22 protein-coding genes are annotated in these 22,058 nt (G+C 58.2%); 7 read left to right on the top strand and 15 right to left on the bottom strand.

Features of this window, described 5'->3' with window-relative positions:
* Positions 1-93: 93 nt before the first annotated feature.
* From Enr8_RS00665 to Enr8_RS00645, 5 genes are all read right to left on the bottom strand, one after another.
* Positions 94-429, bottom strand: a complete 336-nt coding sequence (locus tag Enr8_RS00665; protein WP_146428699.1) for a DUF721 domain-containing protein — start codon at positions 427-429, stop codon at positions 94-96.
* Positions 430-473: 44 nt separating this feature from the next.
* Complete coding sequence (gene dnaN / locus Enr8_RS00660; RefSeq protein WP_146428698.1) at positions 474-1,592, bottom strand: DNA polymerase III subunit beta; 1,119 nt, start codon at positions 1,590-1,592, stop codon at positions 474-476.
* 300 nt (positions 1,593-1,892) lie between these two features.
* Positions 1,893-2,990 carry a DnaA/Hda family protein gene (locus tag Enr8_RS00655; protein ID WP_146428697.1) on the bottom strand — a complete coding sequence of 366 codons (1,098 nt, stop codon included), beginning with the start codon at positions 2,988-2,990 and terminating at the stop codon, positions 1,893-1,895.
* Between the two features lie 129 nt (positions 2,991-3,119).
* Positions 3,120-4,265 (bottom strand): cysteine desulfurase family protein, encoded by a 1,146-nt coding sequence (locus Enr8_RS00650; RefSeq protein ID WP_146428696.1) that lies wholly within the window; start codon positions 4,263-4,265, stop codon positions 3,120-3,122.
* Positions 4,262-5,122, bottom strand: a complete 861-nt coding sequence (locus Enr8_RS00645; protein WP_146428695.1) for a type 1 glutamine amidotransferase family protein — start codon at positions 5,120-5,122, stop codon at positions 4,262-4,264. Before Enr8_RS00645 ends, Enr8_RS00650 begins: the two co-directional genes overlap by 4 nt.
* 186 nt (positions 5,123-5,308) lie before the next feature.
* Between Enr8_RS00645 and Enr8_RS00640 the strand changes: the two genes are divergently transcribed.
* The 3 genes from Enr8_RS00640 to Enr8_RS25170 all read left to right on the top strand — a co-directional run bounded on the left by Enr8_RS00640 (position 5,309) and on the right by Enr8_RS25170 (position 7,114).
* A complete protein-coding gene (locus tag Enr8_RS00640; RefSeq protein WP_146428694.1) occupies positions 5,309-5,908 on the top strand; it encodes a hypothetical protein in 600 nt (199 codons plus the stop codon).
* A gap of 215 nt (positions 5,909-6,123) precedes the next feature.
* On the top strand, positions 6,124-6,696 hold the full coding sequence (gene scpB / locus Enr8_RS00635) for an SMC-Scp complex subunit ScpB (protein ID WP_146428693.1): 573 nt from the start codon (positions 6,124-6,126) through the stop codon (positions 6,694-6,696).
* Positions 6,697-6,709: 13 nt separating this feature from the next.
* Positions 6,710-7,114 carry a hypothetical protein gene (locus Enr8_RS25170; RefSeq protein WP_186767354.1) on the top strand — a complete coding sequence of 135 codons (405 nt, stop codon included), beginning with the start codon at positions 6,710-6,712 and terminating at the stop codon, positions 7,112-7,114.
* 215 nt (positions 7,115-7,329) lie between these two features.
* Here the strand turns inward: Enr8_RS25170 and Enr8_RS00625 are convergent, their stop codons facing one another.
* The 8 genes from Enr8_RS00625 to arsC all read right to left on the bottom strand — a co-directional run bounded on the left by Enr8_RS00625 (position 7,330) and on the right by arsC (position 13,196).
* Positions 7,330-7,701 (bottom strand): hypothetical protein, encoded by a 372-nt coding sequence (locus tag Enr8_RS00625; protein WP_146428692.1) that lies wholly within the window; start codon positions 7,699-7,701, stop codon positions 7,330-7,332.
* Between the two features lie 101 nt (positions 7,702-7,802).
* Complete coding sequence (locus Enr8_RS00620; protein WP_146428691.1) at positions 7,803-8,465, bottom strand: TNT domain-containing protein; 663 nt, start codon at positions 8,463-8,465, stop codon at positions 7,803-7,805.
* Between the two features lie 120 nt (positions 8,466-8,585).
* Positions 8,586-9,698 (bottom strand): prenyltransferase/squalene oxidase repeat-containing protein, encoded by a 1,113-nt coding sequence (locus tag Enr8_RS00615; protein WP_146428690.1) that lies wholly within the window; start codon positions 9,696-9,698, stop codon positions 8,586-8,588.
* Between the two features lie 166 nt (positions 9,699-9,864).
* Positions 9,865-10,152, bottom strand: a complete 288-nt coding sequence (locus Enr8_RS00610; protein WP_146428689.1) for a co-chaperone GroES — start codon at positions 10,150-10,152, stop codon at positions 9,865-9,867.
* A gap of 893 nt (positions 10,153-11,045) precedes the next feature.
* Positions 11,046-11,210 carry a hypothetical protein gene (locus Enr8_RS25165; protein ID WP_186767353.1) on the bottom strand — a complete coding sequence of 55 codons (165 nt, stop codon included), beginning with the start codon at positions 11,208-11,210 and terminating at the stop codon, positions 11,046-11,048.
* Positions 11,207-11,704, bottom strand: a complete 498-nt coding sequence (locus tag Enr8_RS00605; protein ID WP_246119899.1) for a Minf_1886 family protein — start codon at positions 11,702-11,704, stop codon at positions 11,207-11,209. Before Enr8_RS00605 ends, Enr8_RS25165 begins: the two co-directional genes overlap by 4 nt.
* A gap of 57 nt (positions 11,705-11,761) precedes the next feature.
* Entirely contained in the window at positions 11,762-12,676 is a 915-nt protein-coding gene (locus tag Enr8_RS00600; RefSeq protein ID WP_146428688.1) for a PSP1 domain-containing protein, read from the bottom strand.
* Positions 12,677-12,851: 175 nt separating this feature from the next.
* Positions 12,852-13,196 (bottom strand): arsenate reductase (glutaredoxin), encoded by a 345-nt coding sequence (gene arsC, locus Enr8_RS00595; RefSeq protein ID WP_146428687.1) that lies wholly within the window; start codon positions 13,194-13,196, stop codon positions 12,852-12,854.
* A 200-nt stretch (positions 13,197-13,396) separates the two neighbouring features.
* On the opposite strand from arsC, the gene trxA reads away from it, so the two are divergent.
* The gene (trxA, locus tag Enr8_RS00590; protein ID WP_146428686.1) at positions 13,397-13,717 is read left to right on the top strand and encodes a thioredoxin; all 321 of its coding nucleotides are present in this window, start codon (positions 13,397-13,399) and stop codon (positions 13,715-13,717) included.
* A 181-nt stretch (positions 13,718-13,898) separates the two neighbouring features.
* The gene (locus Enr8_RS00585) at positions 13,899-15,221 is read left to right on the top strand and encodes a coiled-coil domain-containing protein (protein WP_146428685.1); all 1,323 of its coding nucleotides are present in this window, start codon (positions 13,899-13,901) and stop codon (positions 15,219-15,221) included.
* A gap of 49 nt (positions 15,222-15,270) precedes the next feature.
* Here the strand turns inward: Enr8_RS00585 and Enr8_RS25160 are convergent, their stop codons facing one another.
* Both Enr8_RS25160 and Enr8_RS25155 read right to left on the bottom strand, forming a co-directional pair.
* Positions 15,271-16,146: a hypothetical protein gene (locus tag Enr8_RS25160; protein WP_186767352.1), complete on the bottom strand. Its 876-nt coding sequence runs from the start codon at positions 16,144-16,146 to the stop codon at positions 15,271-15,273.
* Positions 16,147-16,486: 340 nt separating this feature from the next.
* Positions 16,487-17,350 (bottom strand): hypothetical protein, encoded by an 864-nt coding sequence (locus Enr8_RS25155; RefSeq protein WP_186767351.1) that lies wholly within the window; start codon positions 17,348-17,350, stop codon positions 16,487-16,489.
* Positions 17,351-17,825: 475 nt separating this feature from the next.
* On the opposite strand from Enr8_RS25155, the gene Enr8_RS00560 reads away from it, so the two are divergent.
* Both Enr8_RS00560 and Enr8_RS00555 read left to right on the top strand, forming a co-directional pair.
* Positions 17,826-20,309, top strand: a complete 2,484-nt coding sequence (locus Enr8_RS00560) for a sodium-translocating pyrophosphatase (RefSeq protein WP_146428682.1) — start codon at positions 17,826-17,828, stop codon at positions 20,307-20,309.
* A 92-nt stretch (positions 20,310-20,401) separates the two neighbouring features.
* Positions 20,402-22,024: an apiosidase-like domain-containing protein gene (locus Enr8_RS00555; RefSeq protein WP_146428681.1), complete on the top strand. Its 1,623-nt coding sequence runs from the start codon at positions 20,402-20,404 to the stop codon at positions 22,022-22,024.
* Positions 22,025-22,058: the final 34 nt, after the last annotated feature.

Genomic DNA, 22,058 nt, shown 5'->3' with positions numbered 1-22,058 from the left:
ATCTTAATCGTTTCTACTAGAGAACGTCCTTGTTCAGAAGGAAGTGCGTCCGAGGGGCCTTATGCGTCGCAGAAGGTGCACCGCGCGGGCCGTTTAGTGGATGCGTCCGACCTTGATGCGAATCTCCTCGATTCGCCGGTCAGGCACGATGTTTTGCAGTTGTTTCAGGATTTCTCGCTTCTGGAAACTGATCGCTTGCGAGATCGCCGAGTTTTCGACCCAGACCTCCAGCTTGCCGCGATTCACATTACCGGCGCGACTATGCGCGGCGAACTCTTCGCCGGCCGCCTGGATCCACGCTTCTTGCAAAGCGTCGGCCGATTGCACCTGGCCGTAGCCGCTACGGGCCATCAGCCCGGCGACCAAGTCGCCCATCCCTTGCGGTCCGCGAGCTGCGGATCGATCGTCACGTCGTCGTGGTGATTTCATCCGTCCTTACTTTCAGTCGCTTGCAAGGCGACTAATCGGGCGTCCTAGCGATCGCGAGCCAACGGCATGACTACGTAGTCATAATTGTCGTCGGTCGAGAAGAGAGCGGCACTGTCGGCGTCCTGCAGGTTGAGCGTGAACTGGCGTTCGCCGTCGAGCACTTTGTAAAAGTCGGCGACGTAACGGTGGTCCATCGTGATTTCGACCGCGTCGCCGTCGTAGGCGATCGGAAACTCAATGTGCGATTGCCCCACTTCGGCGGTCGTGCTCGACAAGACGGCCGAACCGCCCCCAAAGGTAAAGTCGATGCCGCGGCTTTCGTCGGAAGCGACAATTGCCGCTTGACGCAGCGCGGCGAACGCTGGACCCACGGTCAATTCAATCGCCTTGGCGTCGCGCTTCTCCGGCAACACGTCGCGCCATTTCGGGAAACGACCTTCCACCAGGCGGGCATAAATCGTCGCGGCGCCAATCTTGACCAACACGTCGTTCGAGCGAGCCGCAATCTGTACCGTCGCTTCCAGGTTGGTCAGGGCCCGTTCGATCAATTGCATTGCGCGAGCCGGTACAATCGTCATCACGTCGCTGGCGCCGCCATGCCCTTCGATCGCCACGGCAGGGCCACTCATCTTGGACAGGCGACGTCCGTCGGTGGCGACCGCGGTTACCAGTTCCGACTCCATCTCTAGCAAGATGCCGCCGAGCGCGTAACGGCCGCTCTCGCTATCGGCCGCGAACAGGGTGCGGCGGATCAGTTCTTTCAGCGTGCGGGCCGAAAGCTCGTGGTACTTCGACTCGGTAAAGGAGTGAACGGCGGGAAACTCTTCGGGGTTCTCTGTCGACAGGGTAAACTTACTCCGCTCACCTTGGACGATGGTACCCCCTTCTTCGCGGGTGATCTTGAGCTTCTCATCACCTACTTCCCGCAAGATTGACCCAAACCGTTGCACCGGCAACACAATACTGCCGGGCGCTTCAACTTCGACTCCAGAGACCTCAATTCGAACGCCGACTTCCATATCGGTCGCCATAATAATCGCGCCGCTTTCGGTTGCGTCGAGTTTGACGTTTTGCAGAATCGGCTTCGGACTTCGTGAGGGCGCTACGGCGGCTGCGGTTTGGAAGGCCTGCTGGAACTGTTCCCGATCAAATGTGATTTTCATTGTCTCGCCGGTTCTCTTCTTATATGTCTTTTTAAATCAAAGTCGTAGTAGTAAGGCGAAGTCTGGGGCCGTCGATAGTCGTCTCGCTATCGACTCTTGGACTCGTAAATCATCGAGTCAAAGCAAAATTCTACGTGGTGGAAAAGTAGGCGCGCAACCGTCTTTTTCGCGGCGCTAGCGTGTCGCTAATCGGTTGGTTAATCACAAGCGAAATTCTCATGTCGCTAGCGGCCCAATCTATCGACATTGCGCGCCACTTGCGCGCCATCTTTTCCCCATCGCAACTTCGAGGTTCGTGATTCATGACGCTTGCCGTTGGATGAGTCGTTCTAGTTCGTCCAGCGCCGATTGCGTCGCCGCTTCCCGCTTGCGCCGTGCTTCTAACTTTTGAATCGAGTGCATGATCGTCGTGTGATCGCGCCCGCCGAAATGTTTGCCGATCGCGGCGAAGCTCGATTGCGTCAACTTGCGGGCCAGGTAAATCCCCGCGTCACGGGCCGCCACAATTGACTGCCGCCGCGACGGTCCCCGCAAATCGGCAAGCCTGACCTGGTAGTAGCGAGCCGCCGCGGACGAGATCGACTGCAATGTTGGCGTCCGTCCGGTCAGCTTGGCCGAAATGAACCGCCGTGCCGCGAGCGAATCGATGCGCCGCATCTTGCCCAACTGCGGCGCGGCGCCAAACTCTTTCGCGAATAGCTCCAACAGCAGCCCCTGCAGCTGCGGCAGATTGACCGCGAACGCTTCGGCCAACTGCTTGGCGGCCGGCGCGGTCATGTCGACCTGATGTTGCAAAGCGAAGTGAACCGCCAACGCTTGCCTCGTCAACGCGCTGGGAGGCTCGACCGGCACCAACAATCCTGAGGCGAGCCGGCTGACCAGGCGTCGCGACAACGAGTAGTTCTCGAGCGGATTACCAACGCACGTCGCCAGCACTAACCGATCGGCCGCGACCAATTCGTCGAGCCGCAAGGAGAGTTGCTCTTGCGCCGAGGGAAAATTCGCCAATTCGTGTAAATTGTCAATCAGCAGCGCATCGACCGACTTCCACATCGACATGAAATCGACAGGTTCTCCACGACGAGCGGCTGTCGTAATAACGCGGGAAAAGTCTGCGCCCGTTGTAGTTACGACCTGAGAATCGGGGCGAGCCTGTTTCCACCGCGCCAGCAAACCAGCCGCTAAATGGCTTTTTCCAGTCGCTGTTGGGCCGTAGAAAACGACCGGATTCCAGGGGGGCGTGGGGGCGTCGAGCGCTTCAACAGCCGTGCGAACGAGACGATTTTCGGGACCGCCGAGAAAACGGCGCACCGCTCCACCGGGCATCGTCTCTGGGGACGAGCCATCCGGCGCACCAGGCGCCCAGGGTAAACCGATGGCGAAAACGTCCGTATTCACCGAGACTCCGTTAACGGCCAGAAGAAGCAGCCGCAATGTGCTTGCGACAAGCTTTTTTTCAAGCCCGGATTATAGCGAATTTTCGGGCGAATGAATAGCCTCAGAGGGGCTAGATTGGCGTTTAATTGTTCATCGTAAGTTGTTGACACATTTGGAGATACGACTTAACGCCTCGCGGGCTTCGTCGCCGGTCGTATCCCGGCCCAAACTTATCCTCACCGCGCTCTCAATTTGGTCGTTTTCCAGCCCCATCGCGATCAGCACCGGAGACCGCTCGCTCGACCCGCTCGCACAGGCCGAACCAGTCGAAATACAGACCCCTGCCAGGTCGACCGCCATTACTAAAGCCTGACGATCGATCCCCGGAAATGAGACGCTGATCGTGTGCGGAAGTCGCGCCACATCAGCGCCATGAATGACCGCCGTTGGATCGATCTCTCGCAAGCTCGCTTCCATTTCGGCCCGCAATTGGGCAATCTCGGCGTAGTCCGCCTTCGCGGCGAGCGACAACCGCAGCGCCTCGGTCATGGCGATTCCTAGCTCAACCGGCTCGGTCCCAGGGCGTTTCGCTAGTTGCTGCCCTCCCCCATGCAGTTGCGGGGAGATCTGCACGCCATGTCGCAATACCAGCCCGCCGACACCGCGCGGGCCATGCATCTTGTGTGCGGTCAGGGTCAATGCATCGACGCCCAGTTCGCGGAACTGGACATCCGATTTGCCGACTGCCTGGACGGCGTCGGTATGCGTTTTGACCTCAATTTCTCGGCACATCGCGGCCATTTCGGCGACCGGTTGCAGCACGCCGGTCTCGTTGTTGGCCAGCATCATGCTGACCAATTGCGTATCAGGCGACAGTAGTTGGCGGAAGTGATCGAGGTCGACCAATCCGTTTTGCTGAACGCGAATCGCCTGCACGTCGTACCCCCGCATGCGGAGGAGATCGGCCGCCGCCGAAACGCTGGGATGTTCGATCGACGAGACGATCACCTTGCCCGGCTGCGGCTTGACCAGACCGAAAATCGCCAGGTTGTTCGACTCGGTACCGCCGCTGGTTAGCAGCAGTTCGTCACTGGCGAAACCTTGGGTTTGCGCCCCGATCCCCTTCAGCAGATCTTCTTTGGCCGTTTCCAGCGCCGCGCGACTGCGGCGTCCCAGCGCATGTTGGCTCGAGGGGTTCACGTACCCCTGGCTCCACGCGTGCGAAAGAGTCTCGGCGACTTGCCGATCGATGCGGGTCGTCGCGTTGTTGTCGAGATAGATCGGCTGGCGTTTCACTCAAACGCATCCTCGGAGTCGACCTCGGCTTCGACTTCCTGTTTCTCGTCCGATTTCTTGGGGTCCGACTTCTCCTCGTTTTCCTTCTTCGACTGCGTATCCCCTTGTTTTTCCGGCGTTTTCGCCTTCGTGGGGATAACGACGCCGACGCTCTCCAGGCGTTCGATCTGCTTCGCGCAGGCGGAGGCAAGTTCGGTTTCGCCGCTCGCTTTGGCGCCGGTTTGCGTCTGTTGGTAGCTGGTCAGCAGGTAGGCGGTCAGCGTCTTTTTGGCTTGATCGGCTCGGGCATCCTTGGTAAGCGACTTCGATACCGGCTTCAGCTGCGAGAAATCGATCATCTTGTTGATCATCTCTGGCGCCATCCAATAGAGCTTCAGCTTGGCTGCCTGTTCGATTTCACTCCACAGCATCCCTGCCAACAGCGGGTTGTCTTCGCTCCATTGGTTGAGGCTAACGCGGGTCGTGTCATCGCGGAGATAGTCGGTCAGGTATCTTGGCGATCCTTTCCAGTCTCCATCGATTTCGATCAACTCCCACTCCGCTTCGGCTGGTTTCAGTGGAGCTCGAGCGATCCAACCCTTGTTGACCAATAACTTGGACAATTGTGGAGTATCGTCGGTGTACGTCGTGCCGCCGGCCTGAACGCCGATGATCGGAATGCGGAGGGCGACAAAGCGGCGAATGCGGAATCCTTCGGGATGGAACTGGGTTCCGGTGACCAGGAGAAAACCGCCCGAGCAGACGATCAGCATCACAAACGCGATGATCACGCTGAAGACGACCACCGGAAAAATGATCGGCCAACTGCGGCCTGCGCCAGGGGACGGCCTGCGTGGAAAGATCGGAGGATTGGCCATCGGTGCTGTCTCTACGGCTGTTGAAGGAGAAGATTCGGACTGGGGTTGCTAGCGGCCGCAGGCGACCCAATTTGGAGGAGAGAACTGGAAAAATACGGGATATTGGCGGAAAATCGTATTTCCGACCAGCGGTTATCCACCTAAGATTCTGCGCTTCGATAGGAAAAACAAAGGTCAGGAACGTACGTGAGTCACGAGTCTTCCGGGTCCGTCACCCTGCGATCGTTGGTGATGCTGGGCTTCTTGATATTCTTGCCGGCCGCGGCGCTTGCGCCCGATGGTTTGCGCCGCGTCGTGGCTGCATTTGAGCAATCGACATCGGAGCCAAACGGCGTCGACTCAGGCGAAAAACCGCTCGTCAAACCACCAGTCCGGACGCCATTGCGGGAAGAGCCGACCCCCGAGGGACGTGCTTTTCCGCTGGCCGAGGATCCCTTCGCCGAATCGCGGCAGACGCCAGGCTCGGACAAGATCGTCCCGGTCTTCGACGAGCACGGCCCTTCGTTAGGAAAGGCCCTTGATGGCATTTTATCACAGCGATCGAGCGATTTAGAGGACGAATTGCAGCAAATGGGGGCTTCCTACTATCGTCTGGAAGCCTGGGGCGACAAACCGCGGATTTACCGCTTTCATTGCGTGGCCAAGGTCCGCTTTGGGGGCCAGGAAGAATCGGAGCGGTTTGAAGCGACCGCCGAGCACCCGATCGACGCGATGCAAAAGACGCTCGAGCTGCTGCGGCAGTGGCACGACGAGCTGAGAACTCGCGGAGTTTCGCAATCTCGCTAAAATAGCGACCAATCGTATTTTCGCCCCTTCGATTTGGCCATTGAGCGCCTGCAATGCCTACTTGCCTTCGACATTGGACGTATCGACGTCGACTCGCCGGTAGCGCAACTTCGGCCTGGTCGGCGAAATTCCGCAAGAACCGGCGGCCCGCTGGCCGAATAAAACGCCGGACTGCTCCTGCGAAGAAGACCGAAAGCAAATATCGGGACTCGCGGATGCAGCGCTTGGAAGCGATTTTGTTTCTGGCGCGAGAGCCCCTTTCCAGCCGCAAATTGGCCCAACTCGCCAACTTGGCGGACGGAACTGAAGCCCGTACACTGATTCGTTTCCTCAACCGCCTGTATGACGCGGCCCATCGGGCGTTTCGCATCGAACAGTCGGCTGGGGGCTACCAGTTGATGACGCGACCGAAGTTCGCCGACTGGATCCGCCGATTAGGAAACCAACCGGTTGCGGCGGGACTTAGTTCGCCGGCGATGGAGACGCTAGCGGTCGTCGCTTATCGGCAACCCGTACTGCGGGCCGACGTCGAAGCGATCCGTGGCGTCAACTGCGGAGAAATGCTGCGACAGTTGATGGATCGCGACCTGGTCAAAATCAGCGGCCGCAGCGAAGAGTTGGGTCGGCCTTACCTGTACTCCACAACCCGAACGTTCCTGCGTATGTTTGGGTTACGGAATTTAGATGATTTGCCTCGAGCGGACGACTTCCGACGTCCGATTGGGGATTCGAATACGAACGAAACCACACCCTGTACTGAATCGACGGCCGATGGCCGTGCGGAGTGAAAAGGAGCTTAACGTGTCGATCACGCTGTTTCCCGAAGTTTCTCGCACCGCGGAAGACGAACTGTCGCTGACTCTGGCGTTCCCGCTGGCGCAAGCGCCGATCGAAGACGAAGAAGACGACGAATACGAAGACGATGAAGAGTATGAAGACGACGAAGAGGAGTACGAAGAGTACGAGGAAGATGAAGAAGAGTATGAAGACGACGATGAAGAGTATGAAGAAGTAGACGACGAAGACGAAGACGACGACGAAGAGTACGACGAAGACGAAGAGACCGAGTGGGAAGAGGTCGAAGACGACGAAGAGTACGAGGACGACGACGAAGAATACGAAGAGGATGATGAAGAGTACGAGGACGAAGAAGAGTACGAATACGAAGAGGACGACGAAGAAGAGTGGGACGATAGCGAAGAGTAATTTCGCTTAACCACGCTTCGGACGATCGCGTCCGCACGCTTCAACCCTGATAACAAGAACGGCCTTGGTAAACACGCCAAGGCCGTTTTTTTGCGCAGATAGAAGGCCAGAGGCCCGCCAGCAGTCGGCAATCATCTGCCGAGAGAATACGGCCGGGCGATGAACCGAACACGAAGACGACGGACGTTCCTCTACTCAACGCGTGGTTCTGAATCTCATTCGCCCAGATCATCCAGCGTCAGAGTCTCTTCTTCTTCCTCGGTGATAATAATCGTCGGCGCGACCGTGCCGACCCTTTTGCCCCGAATGACGACCTTCTTTGACGTGGGAATATCAAGCCCCATGCTTACCTCTTCTTCTTCCTGAATGATCGGCCCGCCCGGCGTGATAGTACGCCAATCTAACGGCGGCTTGAGCGGCGTCGGCACCGCAGGAGTCGCGTGCGGGAAGTGTCGCCATAGGAACGAATCGACGTTTCGCTCGATCTGACTTTTTTGGGCCCAACCTGGGATCAACGAAATCGTCTCGACCGAGTCATTCGGAGACCAAGTTGCCGCTAGCAACAAACAGATGATGATCATGTGCATCAGATTCTCCAGATAGGGGCCACGAAACCAGCCGTCAACATAACGACCGGCGGCGAAGACTACCTAGAGCAAAATGGAGATCGTCGCGAAACTCGTAGTGGTCATCGCCAGCCTTCGATCCGCCGCTTCAAATCATCGCGGGCCTCTTCCTCGGTCGCAAACGTTTGCAGCCCGGTCTTACGCCCTCGCTCGCTATAATAGGTGCTCCATGTTCCATCGGCCAACTGCTCCAGGACATGCGCTTCGTTGGGCAAGCCTCCTTCCAGCGACAAGATCTCGGCGGCAACCGCTTCTTCCAGGGTCGTAAACGATTGTTCCAGCTTCCCTTCGAGCGTCACCACTTCTAAATAGCCGTCGGTAAGCCAATGCTCGACCGACTTCACCAGGTCGTACTGCACGCCGCCGCCGGGGTGATCGAACCAGGGCGCCGCTTTTCCTTCGAGCGCCGGCAGCGGCTTGAGAACGCGATAGACATAGTGCGGCTTCTTGAGCGTGCCTGGCGCGAGCGAGAGATCGGCCGGGGGAACGCCCAGGTTCGAGACGAACGTGCCGCCGGGATAACCCCAACGCTCAAGCTCGACGCCGACCGCGATCTCGACATCGCTCGGCTTGCCGGCGAAACCTTCGCTGGGCGGCCAACGGATGCTGCCGTTGGGATTGGTCCACTGGGAGGTTTCGACCGCCTGCCGGTGATCGCAAGCGGCCAAGCCGATGCCTAGCAGCATGACCAACCAGAGGCGATAAAAATTTGAGCGATTGTGCATGAGCAACTTCTAATCTTGGATGTGCGGTTGGGTCGATTCTAGCCCAGCGAATGCGCACAAAAAAACATGCCAAGCACAAGGCTTGGCATGTTTGAATGATTTCCGCTTGGCGACAGCCGCTTACTTGCCGGCGTCGGGTTGGGCGTGCTTCAGGGCCAGCAGCGTATAGCCGGTGACTAGCAGCGGGTTCCCTTCCATCCAGCGGGTCGTTTCGTTGACCCAGCTACCGTCGGCTTGTTGACGGCCCAGCAGTTCTTTCCGCAGTTCGGCACGCCAGGCATGTTTGGCGCCATCGGCGGTGACGAACTCTTCTTCGCCGAACGCGTCGAGCGCTTTGGCGGCGGTGACGTAGTAGTAGAACAAACCTTGCTGACCCATGCCTGGGTTTTCGTCCAAGGTGTAATGCTTGCCGAGCCACTCCGAGGCGGCCTTCACGCGTGGGTCTTCTTTGTCGAGACCCGCATAGATCATGCTCTTCAGACCGGCGTAGGTCATCGAGCCGTAGCTCCGCAGACCGCCGTTGGGGGTTTCGCCGGCTTGGCTGCTGCCGCCAGCGGCGATGGTGTAGTAGAAACCGCCGTCGGGGTTCTTGGCCGGGAACTCGGAGGTGTTGTGTTCCGATTCCAGGTTCTGGCAGCGGGAAACGAAAACGAGCGCCTTCTTCATCGCTTTGTCATCGGGACCGTTACCGGTCGCTTTGAGCGCTTCCATCATGAAGGCGGTGTTCGACAGGTCGGGACGTTTGTGCCCGCCGTAACCGGCGCCGCCGTAAAACGGATCGGTTTCATCTTTGTGTTCGCTGGCGTCCCATTGGATCCCCTTCAGGAACTTGTCGGTACCGGCCAGCAGTTTGTCGTAACGACCATCTTTGTTACCGGCGGCGAACGCCAAAACGGCGAGCGACGTTTCGTAGTTCTTGTGGTTGCTTCCCTCGGCGTAGATGCCGCCATCTTCTTTGACTTGCGATTCCAAGTAGGTCAGCGCCTTCTTCACCGTCGGATCATCGGCGGTGCGGCCATGCTCCAAGATACCGGCGGCACACAGCCCGGTGACGCCGATCGGCGACGATTCGCTAAACGAGCCGTCTTTGTTTTGTTGGGAGGCCAAGAAGTTGACGGCCGAAGTGATCGCCTTGTCGTAGGCGGCTCGATCATCGGCGGCCATCAGGGGCGAGCAGAAAGCGACCAGCGCAGCGATGGCCAGTCCTCGGCGAAGTGAGAAAAGTGCACGCATCAAGTTTTCCTCTTCTGGAATGAAAGTACCTGGAAGCGGAGCTTTCGTTCGCTACCGCTTCAAAACCGGCGAATATGGCGACTGGCCTGCCACCCCGATTTATTGGAGGGACGCTTCCATTCTAGGACCGCTGGCGCAACAGGCCAGCAAGTTCTGGTTGTATTGGTTATTCGAGTACCGCTAATATTTCGGACTCGCTCATGATCAACAGTTCTTGATCGTCCACTTTGATTTCGGTTCCCGCCCAGGCGGAGAACAAGACGCGGTCCCCTTCCTTAACGTCATGTGCGGCCCGCTTGCCGTCGGCCAGCAGTCGCCCATCGCCGACGCTGAGGACGCGTCCTTGTTTCGGCTTCTCTTGGGCAGAACTGGGAAGCACGATGCCTCCGGCGGTCGTCTCTTCGGCGTCGAGACGTTTCAACACCAGATTGTCACCAAGGGGAACGATCTTCATCTTTGGATTGAACTCCATGCAGGGCGCAAAGTCGCGATCGATTTCTTTCGCGAGTACCTCGTACCGATCGACCTTAGTGGATGGATCAGCGCAGCGAAAAGGGGTTTGCGCATTAAAAGAGGCAAGCCAAGATTCTGGCATCTGACCGCATGCGCATCAAGTCGAGGAAAAATCCCCACTCTTGGATATTATCCGCCAGTTTTTTCTTGAACTTCGTTTTGGGTTTCGCTAGGGTGACGTTCTTGAAAGCAACGATTTTGACGTTGTTGAGAATCAAATCGGGCCTGCTAGATGAAATCGTCCGGCGCTCGCAACGTCAAACAATACTCTCATAAAGAGCGTCACGTTCGGTCATTCCTCCCTTGGGTAAGATTCACCCGCTAGGAAGACCTTTTCATAAGTGAGTTGACGCGAAGGGATGCGCGAGATTGCCGTCGGGACGACGGAGAGACGTCGTACCACCACGAGCAGCCGGTTTTCTGCTCGCTTGATTGATCGCGATTCGCCCGCCCGCGACAAATAAGTCGCACCACATGTTCCCTTTCCTCGATAATTGCGGCGAGTCTCGGCTGGTAGGCGCTATCGGCAGATCCTCCACCAAGGATCAACCGGAGCGTCGATATCAAGCGAGCGCTTTCCGGCGAACGCCCACAAGGGATCGCTGATTCCGGGGGTTCGCCCTTGGCCGGCTGCATCGAATGCCGCCTTGGAACGCGCCTAGTCGCGCGTTCGAAGGCGGCTTCTTTTGTTGCGTGTCGAGAAAGGCTAAGGGCCTTGGTAGTCCGTTGATTTTCTCGACGGACTGCGTGATCGCATGGATGCGAGCCGCGAAGAGCTACGCTCTGAGCTTGGCGAGGTTGGAAAATGCCACGATGGCATTTTTCAACAGGCAGTTAGAGCTTGTCGGACGCCATCGCGACCAGAAATAGCAACCAGCCTGCCAACAACACCAATAGAAATCGCACCACCTTGGGTTGCGCTTTGGGCGGATCGCAGGTCGGCAGCATGTAGGGAGAAAGCTCGACCGGCGGCGGCGATTTCTTTTTGGGGCGGCTCATCGCGACGACGACTCCTCCGAGACTTCGATGCGGAAATTGCGGACCAGCGCTTCTTCAAAGTCGTAGACGTCGTCAAAGTCTTCGCGGCGGTCCTGCGGCGACTTCTTCATCATCCCGATGTCGATCAGGTTGTAGACGATGTCGCCAAAATGGCCGGTCGTTTCGACGCCCCAGCTGTTGAGGACCGTCTTAGCCATCAAGCCATACTGCTGGAGAGCGAAATTGCGGATCGCTTCGCACAGCATTTGTCCGGTCAGGTGCCGTTCCTGCTCATGCCAACTAGGATCGTCATCCTCGTCGTCGAACTCTTCGTCTTCGTCCAGGATCAACTCTTCATCAAGGTCGAGATCTTCGTCCTCAATATCTTCGTCGTCCAGTTCAAACTGATTCTGGCCGAAGGAGAGCGCTTCGCGCACAAACTGGTACGCTTCCAGCTTAAAACGCGGATCGTCTTTCAGCATCCGCATAAAGTCGGAATAGGTTTCGTCGGTCATGTCGCGGGTGGTCGTTGGGCGAAAGGTTAGGTTGGAAGCGCGATGCGGCGTGTTGCGTTATGAGTCTTTGGAAGCGTCATCGTCGGTTTGCGGCCGGCGACTCTTGGGTTGGGAGGAATTTTCGCCTCGGTCTGGTTTTCGGCGTTTTTTTGATTGTGGTGGAGCCGCTTTGACCACCGACAAGACTTCGCCGGCGTCGACCAGAATCGTGCGATTGTCTTCCATTCGCAACAGCACCTGGCCGGCCAGGATCTCTTGATTGATGACTTTGCCCCGTCCGTCGCGGGTGACGACTTCGGCGCCGATCGGCGGCAGTTCGCGCTGCAGCTCTTCGTACGTATCGTACTCGTAGCGGAGACAACATTTCAGCCGGCCGCAGCGTCCGCTGATCTTGGTCGGGTCGAGCGTCGCCTTCTGCAGCTTGGCCATCTTCATCGAGACCGGCGGCATCTCGGATAAGTGCGTGTTGCAGCAAACCGGCTTGCCGCAGTCGCCATAGTCGGCCAGCAGTTTCGCTTCGTCCCGCACGCCGATCTGGCGCATCTCGATCCGAGTATGAAACTCGGCGGCGAGCAGCTTCACCAGGTCGCGGAAGTCGACTCGGTTTTCGGCCAGGTAGTAAATGACGATTCGCTCTCCGCCAAACAAGTGTTCAATATCGACCAGCTGCATTTCCAGCTTCAATTGATCGACGAACTTGCGGCATAGCTCAAACTCGCGGGACGAGTTGTTTTGCAAGTGCGTGATTTCGCTTTCATCTTCGGCGGTCATGCCCCGTAAGATGTGCCCCCGCGTCGGATCGGGAAGGTTGGCGATCGCTTGTTCGGTCGCTACGCACAATACGGTTCCATTCTCGAGGCCGCGCTTCGTTCGCACGATGACCGATTCGTCTCGTTCAAACTCGTCTTTCGCTCGCGCCGAAAAGACGCCCAAGAGGCGCATCGACCCGTAACGGACTACGTAATCGGCCATCAGCTATTTCTATATTGATCGACGCATGCGCGACGGTAACGTCAGCAGACGGTCGGAGGTTGTCGTCATGAACAAAACCAGCTTACCCGGCGGGGGCAAACTGCGGCGGACAAGTCTACTATAGCCGTAGCGGCCAGGGAAATGCGAGAACGGTAAGGAGAAACCGCCCGAAGCGTTACAGCAGTTCCAAGACGTTCTCTGGCGGGCGACCCAACCGGGCCTTGCCGCCGCTGACTACAATTGGACGCTCAATCAGCGCCGGATGTTCCGCCAGGGTTTTCACGACCTCGGCCGAGTCGGCTGGTCGCGGCAATCCGAGCTTTCGTAGATCTTTTTCGCGAACCAGGCTGCTCGCGTCCCCCCCCAGCTGCTTGACTAACTTCGCTAGCGTTTTTTCGTCGGGCGGCGTCTTCAGGTATTCGATGACTTGCGGCTCAACCCCATGGGATCGCAGCAGTTCCAACGTTTGGCGGCTCTTTTGGCAGCGGGGATTGTGGTAGATCGTAACCTTGGAAGACATAAGGCATCCTAAATAATAACGCCGCAGACGCACAAAACGCTTGCTGCAGACCGTTTTATGGCCAGTGGCCGGGGGCCCGGGTTCGTTGACACCCCTTTAGCGCCACCTATAATTGAGCGGTTTCTGCCAGCATAGCCAGAAGCGCCTGGATCGTTGGCGCTTGGAAACAAGATATTTTACGGTTGTGGAGATGATTCGCCATGGCGATTGAATTTAACGAAGCCAATTTTGAGACGGAAGTGTTGCAGTCGACCGACCCGGTTTTGGTTGACTTTTGGGCCCCGTGGTGCGGTCCCTGCCGTCAGCTGGCCCCGGTGATCGACCAGCTGAGCAAGGAATATGAAAGCGGCGCCAAGGTTGGCAAGGTCAACACGGATGAAAGCCCGAACCTCGCTCGCAAGTATGGCATCCAGAGCATTCCGACGGTCATGGTCTTCAAAGACGGCAAGGTCGTTTCGCAACTGATGGGCGTGCAGCCGAAAGCCAAACTGCAAGAAGCGATCGACAGCGCCAAGGCCTAAGCCGCAGCGCGATAGCGGCGAAAGCAAGCTAGCGATAAGGGAGACTCCGGTCTCCCTTTTTTTATGCGCAAAAGTTTACCAGGTCGAACCAGATTCAAAGTCGACGGCGAAGTTTGCCGATGACAAGAAAGACGTGGAAGACTTTTCCGGTTGTAACGCTAGCTAACTCGTCGATCGCCTTATGGCTACTCAGCGCAAAACACGAAAAGACAAGTCGTCTCAACCCGCCGAAAAAAAGCTGGTCGAAGCGATGCGCGTCGATGGTCCGCACGTGCCGTCCAGCGCACAAGCTGCGCCTCCGGCGACGACCGAACCGACCGACGACGATATTGTCGCCCAGCTCGAACCGCTCGAGCTGTCGCCAGCCCAACGTCGTCATCTGGAAGAGTTATCCGGAACCTTGCGTGAGCAACGGGCCGATCTGGAGCGGCGCGAATCGCAACTGCAATCGCAGTTGGCCGCGGTTGATAACGAAGCCCGAATCGCGCGACTGGGCGTCGATCAACAAGCGGCCGCCCTGGCCGAACGAACCAAGTCGCTTGATCGCCGCGAGCGCGAGCTAGAGCAACGCGACGCCGCGCTCAATGATCGTCAAAGCGAGATCGAAGCGCAGGTGCTCAAGCTCGATCAACAAGCGGGCAAGCTGGAACAAACCCGCGGCGCTCAAAAGCGAGAAGACGCCCGACTGGCCAAGACCGCATCGCAGTTGCGGATCACGCATGAGTCGCTCGAAGAGAAAGCGGCGGCCGAGCGTCGCGCCGTCGATCGTAAACTGGCGGAAGTGAAGGCGCAGCAAGCGGCGGTCGAGAAATACTCGGCCCAAGTCCGCGAGCGCGAGACGCAACTGGCGGGGCGCGAGCAAGAGCTCGAACAGCGCAAGGCCCAGCTCGATCAAATCGCCGCCCAGTTGGCCGACGCCGAGCGCGGTCAGACTGGCGACGCATTGGTTTACAGTCGCGAGCAAGCTGAACTTGCCCGTCAGCAAAAAGCCTGGGAAGCGGAAGTCGCCAAGCAACGCGAACTGCAAGAGCAAGCTCGTAAGCGGGGCGAAGCGGAGTTGATCGCCATGGCGGCTCAGCTGGACCAACGTCAAGCGCGACTCGAACGACGCCAGGCCGCCGTCGAACAGATCGAACAGGAATTGCGCGACAAGCATCGCGAAGCGCTCGAGTCGCAATTGGTGGTCGCCGAGCTGTGGCCCGATCTAATGCGTCATGCGCCGACCGCCGAATTGACGCAGCGAACGGCCGAACTCCGCGTGAAGATTCGCCAGTCGCACGAAGACGCCGCCGCGATCTGGCGCCGTCGTCAGAACGAAGTCAACGAACTGTTGGCCCGGCTCGAAGAGCGACGAACCGAAATCGCCGACGAATATCGCCGCTTTCAACAGTGGCTCTCGGTCCGGCACGAGGATCTCGAGAAACAAGCGGCCCGGCTGGCCGCCGCCGAACGGGGATTGTCGCAGAAGATGCGGTTTGCTCCGCAAGAAGCGAAGCAAGCCTGATCCCATGGCGGGAATCAGGCCTGTTCGGTCAGATGATGGTCAATTCGCGTTACGGAGCGTTGGTCGAAACGCTGCTGGTGCTGAGCGACTCGCTCGGCTCGGCCGAGTTCTGTTTCATCTCGGCTTCGTACTTCACGACAAACTCGGTCGCCTTCATCGCGGTCATGATCTCTTTCCGCGAGAAGTAAGGTTCGCTGCGGCCATCCAGGTGATGGATCGTCTTACCAGCCAACTCTTCCCAGCTCATGTCGTTGTTCAAGTGCCAGGCAGTCGCTTGGGCGACGCGCCGGTCGATCTTGCCGCTGCCGAGCATGTGCAACAACGTCGCCACGCCAGGCTTGCTAGTGTATTGATCGATCGGCTTGACGTCGTAAGGAATTTTCGGATTCGGGTCTTCCAGCCCGTGATCCAGGCAGACCCCCTCGACTTTCACTCTCTGGGTCTTCTCGGGCATGACGTTGAAGAACCCGCCGCCGCCGCCATTGCCGCCAAAGCCGCCGCCGCCACCGAAGCCCCCGCCACCTTGGTTACCGAAACCGCCGCCGCCACCGCCAAAGCCTTGGTTACCGCCACCGCCGCCGAATTGGTTGCCGCCGCCAAACTGGTTTCCACCGCCAAAGCCGCCGCCGTTGCCGCCAAAGCCGCCGCCGCCAAACTGAGCCAGCGGAATCCCGGCAAACGCTCTGGGCATCTCGACCTTCAGCTTCTTGTTGGTCTTGTTGGTGACGATGAACGTCCCTTTCTCGGAGTTCATCGGGATGAATTTGACGTCGATGACGCCCTCTTCCATCGCTTTGAACATGTTGACTTCTTCCGCATCGGCGAAGCGACCGGACGAATCATCCGCCATGGTGGGAAAGGAAAAAACGAGGGAGGCGAGAATGGCGAAAGCAGTCGCCAATCGCTGATACAATTGCACCTTCATACGGAAGAGCTCCTCTGTCTGCAGCGCCTAAGATTTCAGTAGAGAGAAGATCGTGACCAGTTTGCAGGCCGAACTGACACGTAAAGGACTGCTCGCGCCAGCGAGAGCCCTTATTTTCTAGTGAAATCTTAGATTAATCGAGAATTGTCAGCCGACCAAGCGATTTGCAATAGAATCATCCACATACGTGGGGTATTGCGCTAAACGCGCAATTAGTGCCAAAGAGTCGCATGTTGTCGGCTTTTCAACTCGCTTTTCTGCCGTTTGGTCAAGAAACGAAACGAGTCTGGCCACGCGGACCAGACTCTTTTCGGAGGATTGCTGACTGTTGCTCGCCGTCTTATTCGACGGTGGTCGAGACGCTTTCGCTGAGTGATTGGCTCGGTTCGGGCGCCTTCTTCATTTCGGCTTCGTACTTCACGACGAACTCGCCGGCTTGCATCGCGGTCATGATTTCTTTCCGCGAGAAGTAGGGCTCCACCCGGCCATCGAGATGTTTGATCGACTTGGCGGCCAGCTCTTCCCAACTCATGTCGTTGTTCAAGTGCCAAGCGGTCGCTTGAGCGACGCGTTGGTCAATCTTACCGCTGCCCAGCATGTGCAACAGGGTCGCAACGCCCGGCTTAGTGGTGTATTGCTCGATCGGTTTGACGTCGTACGGGATTCTCGGGTTCGGATCATCCAGGCCGTGATCCAGGCAGACGCCGTCGACTTTCACCTTTTGCGTTTTGTTCGGCATGACGTTGAAGAAGCCGCCGCCGCCACCGCCGCCATTGCCGCCACCAAAACCGCCACCGCCGCCTTGGCCGCCAAATCCACCGCCACCGCCGCCGATGCCTTGGTTACCGCCGCCGCCACCGCCGCCAAACTGGTTGCCGCCGCCGAAGCCGCCACCGCCATTGCCCCCAAAACCGCCGCCGCCACCGCCAAACTGGGCGAGCGGAACGCCGGCGAACGCCGAGGGCATTTCGACCTTCAGTTTCTTGTCGGTCTTGTTGGTGATAATGAAGGTTCCACGCTCTGCGTTCATCGGAATGAACTTCACGTCGATGTCACCTTGTTCCATAGCCTGGAACATGTTGACTTCTTCCCCTTCCGCAGCGCGAGCCGGAGAGGTTTCGGCCGCATTGGCGCCAACCGCCAGAGGAAGTGTAGCGAGTAGAGCGAACGTCATCGCCAGACGTCGAGCGAACATCACCTTCATGGTCAATTTTCTTATCTGAGTCTTGAGTAAGAAAGAGACGAGTTTCTCCAAATCGATCGTAGGCCAGAACACCTAGCGAACGAGTGGAAAATTTCCAGGAATCCCTACGGTAGTCGAGAAACCAAAAAGCTCCTAATAAATTGCAGGCGAAATTTGACCATCCACCCCAGAATTTCCCAAATTCCAAATATGCCGGCGGCAGTAACTTCTTCAACTTCTTCTTGCCTCGTCGGCATTGGGGGTAGAGGGGAAGAACTTCCCCGCTTTTTCAAATTTTATCCTTTAAGATTACGCCATAAGACTGATAATTGGGCTGCTATCACTCCCCAAAAAGTTGGCAGTGCAGCGTGATGGACCGTCCTGAGATTTGCCCGCTTCCTCTCCCCGCTGGCGAGCTTTCGCCGGGGGCGATTTCTCGACCGACGGCTGGAGTAATCCCCCATCGGGGGCAGTTTCACGGAAGGTAGCTATTCTCATGCAGGTCTTGATCTGGTTGCTTGTGCTGTTGGCGGCCCTCGCGGCCCTTGTCCAAGCTTACTTCTTTTTCATGCAGATGCTCCGATCCGATCCCGGTAATGCCCGGATGCAGGAGATCGCAGGCTACGTCCGCGAAGGGGCCGACGCCTACCTGACGCAACAATATCGCGTGGTGGCGATTTTCTTCATCGTGATCTTCGCGCTACTCGCCCTGTTGTCGTACGTCTTCCGAGCGCAAAGCGGTTGGGTTCCTTTCGCGTTCGTCACCGGCGGCTTCTTCAGCGGCCTGGCAGGTTGGATCGGCATGAAGACGGCGACCGCCGCCAGCAGTCGCACTTCGGCCGGCGCCCGGGCTTCGCTCAATCAAGGATTGCAAGTCGCCTTTCGCAGCGGCGCCGTGATGGGGCTGACCGTAGTTGGGCTTGGGCTGCTCGATATCACCATCTGGTTTGCCGTACTGCGGTGGGTCTTTCAGCTCAGCTTGATTGACGTGACGGTCACGATGCTTTGCTTCGGGATGGGCGCCAGTTGCCAGGCGCTGTTCGCCCGGGTTGGCGGTGGGATCTTTACGAAGGCGGCTGACGTGGGCGCCGATCTGGTTGGCAAAGTCGAACAAGGGATCCCGGAAGATGACCCCCGCAATCCCGCTTCGATCGCCGACAACGTAGGTGACAACGTAGGCGATGTCGCCGGTATGGGCGCTGATCTGTACGAGTCGTATTGCGGTTCGTTGTTGGCGACTGCGGCGCTGGGCGTGGCGGCGTTTAGTTCACCGGCGCTGGCTGCTTCGGCTGGTCTCGATGTGCCGACAGCGCAGTTCTATGCCCTCTTTCTGCCGTTGGCGATCGCGGCGGCCGGCATTCTGCTATCGATCGCCGGCGTTTACATGGTGCGAACCGAAGAGGGCGCCACTCAAAAGAACCTGCTGGCGGCGCTTGGCCGGGGGATCAACTTTTCGACCGGTCTGGTCGCGATCGTGGCGGTCTTGCTGTCGATGTGGCTGATGCCCAAGGTGGGCGGCGCCGTTTACATGTTTGTACCCGGAGTTGCGCTCAGCATCTTTACCGGACTGGCGGCCGGCTGGTTGATTGGCAAGTGGACCGAGTACTCGACCAGCGATGAATTTGAGCCGACCAAAAAGCTGGCCGACCAAGCGGTGACCGGTCCGGCGACGATCATCATTGGCGGTATCGCCGACGGCATGATGTCGGTCTGGGCGCCGGTGATTGTGATCGCCGTGGCGACGCTGGTCGCGTTTGGTGCCGCCAATGGCTGGCGGTTCTCGGACCCTGACTATTTTGCCCTGGGACTCTACGGCGTCGGTATCGCGGCGGTCGGCATGCTCAGCACGTTGGGCATCACGCTGGCGACCGACGCCTATGGACCGATCGCCGACAACGCCGGCGGCAACGCCGAGATGTCCGGCCTGGAATCGATCGTCCGCGAGCGGACCGACGCGCTCGATAGTCTGGGGAACACGACCGCCGCGACCGGTAAAGGGTTTGCGATCGGCTCGGCGGCGCTGACCGCGCTCGCCCTGTTGGCGGCGTATGTCGAAGAAGTCCGAATCGGCTTCGAGCGCTGGGGCGACAATTTGGCGCATGTCATTGAAGCCGATCAGCCGTATCGCGTCTCGGGAGGCTTTGTCATCTACAAAGAGGTCGATGGGGAGGAAGAGCATGTCCACGGCTATCTTCTGCTGCCCACCGATCGCCGCGACAAGCGGGTTTCCGCCGCCTGGAACGAACTCGACTATTCTCGCGGCCCGGTCAAAGTTCCGGCTGAGATGCTCACCGTTGAAAAAGGGGAAGATCACGTTCACCTGCAGATGGTCGGCCGCGACGCCGAACTGTTGCCGGTTCACACAGCGACGCTGGTCGACTTTACGAACTACTACGAAGCGAACCTGATGAATCCCAAGGTGCTGGGCGGGATGTTTGTCGGCGCGATGGCGACCTTCGTTTTCTGCGCGCTCACCATGAAAGCGGTCGGCCGGGCAGCGAAGGGAATGGTCGAAGAAGTCCGACGTCAGTTCAACGAAAAGCCAGGGATCATGGCCGGGACCGATACGCCTGACTATGCCCTGCCGGTCGAGATCAGTACCAAGGCGGCGCAGTGGGAGATGGTGTTGCCCTCGGTCTTGGGACTGGCGACGCCGCTGGTGATTGGCTTTCTACTGGGTGTGGGCGGCGTGTTGGGATTGTTGGTCGGCACGCTGACGACCGGGTTTTGCCTGGCGATCTTTATGGCCAACTCAGGCGGCGCCTGGGACAACGCCAAGAAGTATATCGAAGCTGGATCCCACGGCGGAAAAGGCTCTGAGGCCCACAAAGCGGCGGTTGTCGGCGACACGGTGGGCGATCCGTTCAAGGATACCAGCGGACCGAGCTTGAACATTCTGATCAAACTAATGAGCATGGTTAGCGTCGTGGTCGCTGGGTTTGTGGTGCGGTATAGCCTGATGGCGCTGGGCGTGTTTTAACGCTGCGGCGAGCTGTTTTTTCCTGGCGTTCCACTTTCACGCGGCTCTAGAATGGCGGATGCCCATCCTGTTCCCTCCTCTGGAGACGCCCCATGTTTCGCTCGCTCGCCGCACTCGCGGTGATGGTATTGGTCGCACCTTCTCTGTCGGCGGCGACCGTCGCTCGTTATGACGTGATTGACCAGTCGCTCTCTTGTGAGAAAGAACTCGCTCAACCGCTATGGGATGCCCAAGTTTACGTCGATCTCACGTTCCCCAGCGGTAAACAGACGACGGTCGAAGCGTTTTGGGACGGCGGAGCGACTTGGCGATTTCGCTATTGTCCCGGTGAGCTTGGCGTCTGGAAGTGGACGACCCGCTGTGAGCAGCAATCGTCGCTCAGCGGCAAGTCAGGCTCCTTCGATTGCATCGAGTACTTCGGCGACAGTCCGATTTACCAACATGGCCCGATCCGCCTAAGCGAGAATCGTCTCTTCTTTCAGTATGACGACGGCACGCCCTACTTCTTTCTGGGCGACACCGCTTGGAACGGCGTGTTGAAAGCGACCGATGACGATTGGGGGCGCTATCTAACGATTCGCCAACAGCAACAGTTCACCGCGATCCAGTTTGTTAGCACGCAATGGCGTGGCGGCGACAAGACGATTCCGGATCGCGTCTACTATCCCACCAAACCGATTAGCGTGAATGCGAAAGAGTTCCAGCGACTGGACAAACGCGTCGTTGCAATCAATCAGCATGGAATGGTCGCTTGCCCAGTCGTCCTGTGGGCCCTTCTTGGCAGCGACCCCGGCAACGCACTGCCTGAGAAAGACGCCCAGCGTTTGGCCGAGTACATCAAGGCTCGCTGGGGCGCGTACAACGTGATCTGGATGCTGAGCGGCGATTGCCCCTTCAAGGGAGACTCGGCCGAGCGTTGGAAGCGAATCGGGAAAAACGTGTTTGGCGATCGACAGCGATTGTGCACGCTGCACGCCTCGGGACAAAACTGGATCCTCGGCAAGTTCGCCGATCAGCCTTGGTACGACTTTATCGGCTATCAATCGGGCCATGGCGATGGCGGCAGCGCCCTCCAATGGCATCTGGCTGGTCCGGTAAAAGATGCGTGGAACCAAAGTAAAAACACGCGGCCGATCATCAATCTTGAGCCGAACTACGAAGCCATCCCCGCCTACGAGTCAAAGCAGAAGCACGACGATCAACACGTCCGCCGGGCCGCCTATTGGTCGTTGCTCATTTCACCGCCCGCCGGCGTAACGTACGGACACAACTCGATCTGGATTTGGAACGAGAAACAGGGAGCCGCCGAAAACCACGGCAGCCTGCGAAACGTCGAACCTTGGACCGCTGGGCTCAAGACGCCGGGGACAAAATCGATGACCGTCCTGTTTGACTACTTCGCCAGCGGCCCCAGACAAAAGCTACGCCCGAATCAACAACTGTTGGCGACGCAAATTGGCAAGAAGAACCGCAACCATTTTGTTGCCGCCGCTTCGACCAAGGATGGCGACTGGAGCGTCGTCTACATGCCGGTTGGCGGCAAGCTGGATCTGAAAGCGGACCAACTGCCAGATTCCTCAAACGCTCGCTGGTTCAATCCGCGGACCGGCGAGTTTGGCAAACCGGTAAGCCCCCAGCAGGAAGGCTCGACGCTCACCTTTGAAGCGCCCAGCAGTGAAGACTGGGTACTCGACCTGCGGCGCGAGCTTCCCTAGCATCCCTTTCAAACCCCATTCTGCATGTTTCGTT

Origin of the sequence: Blastopirellula retiformator (assembly GCF_007859755.1) — a bacterium.
Taxonomy (GTDB): domain Bacteria; phylum Planctomycetota; class Planctomycetia; order Pirellulales; family Pirellulaceae; genus Blastopirellula; species Blastopirellula retiformator.
The sequence above is the reverse complement of the archived record's forward strand: the minus strand, read 5'-3'. Positions and strand labels throughout refer to the sequence as shown.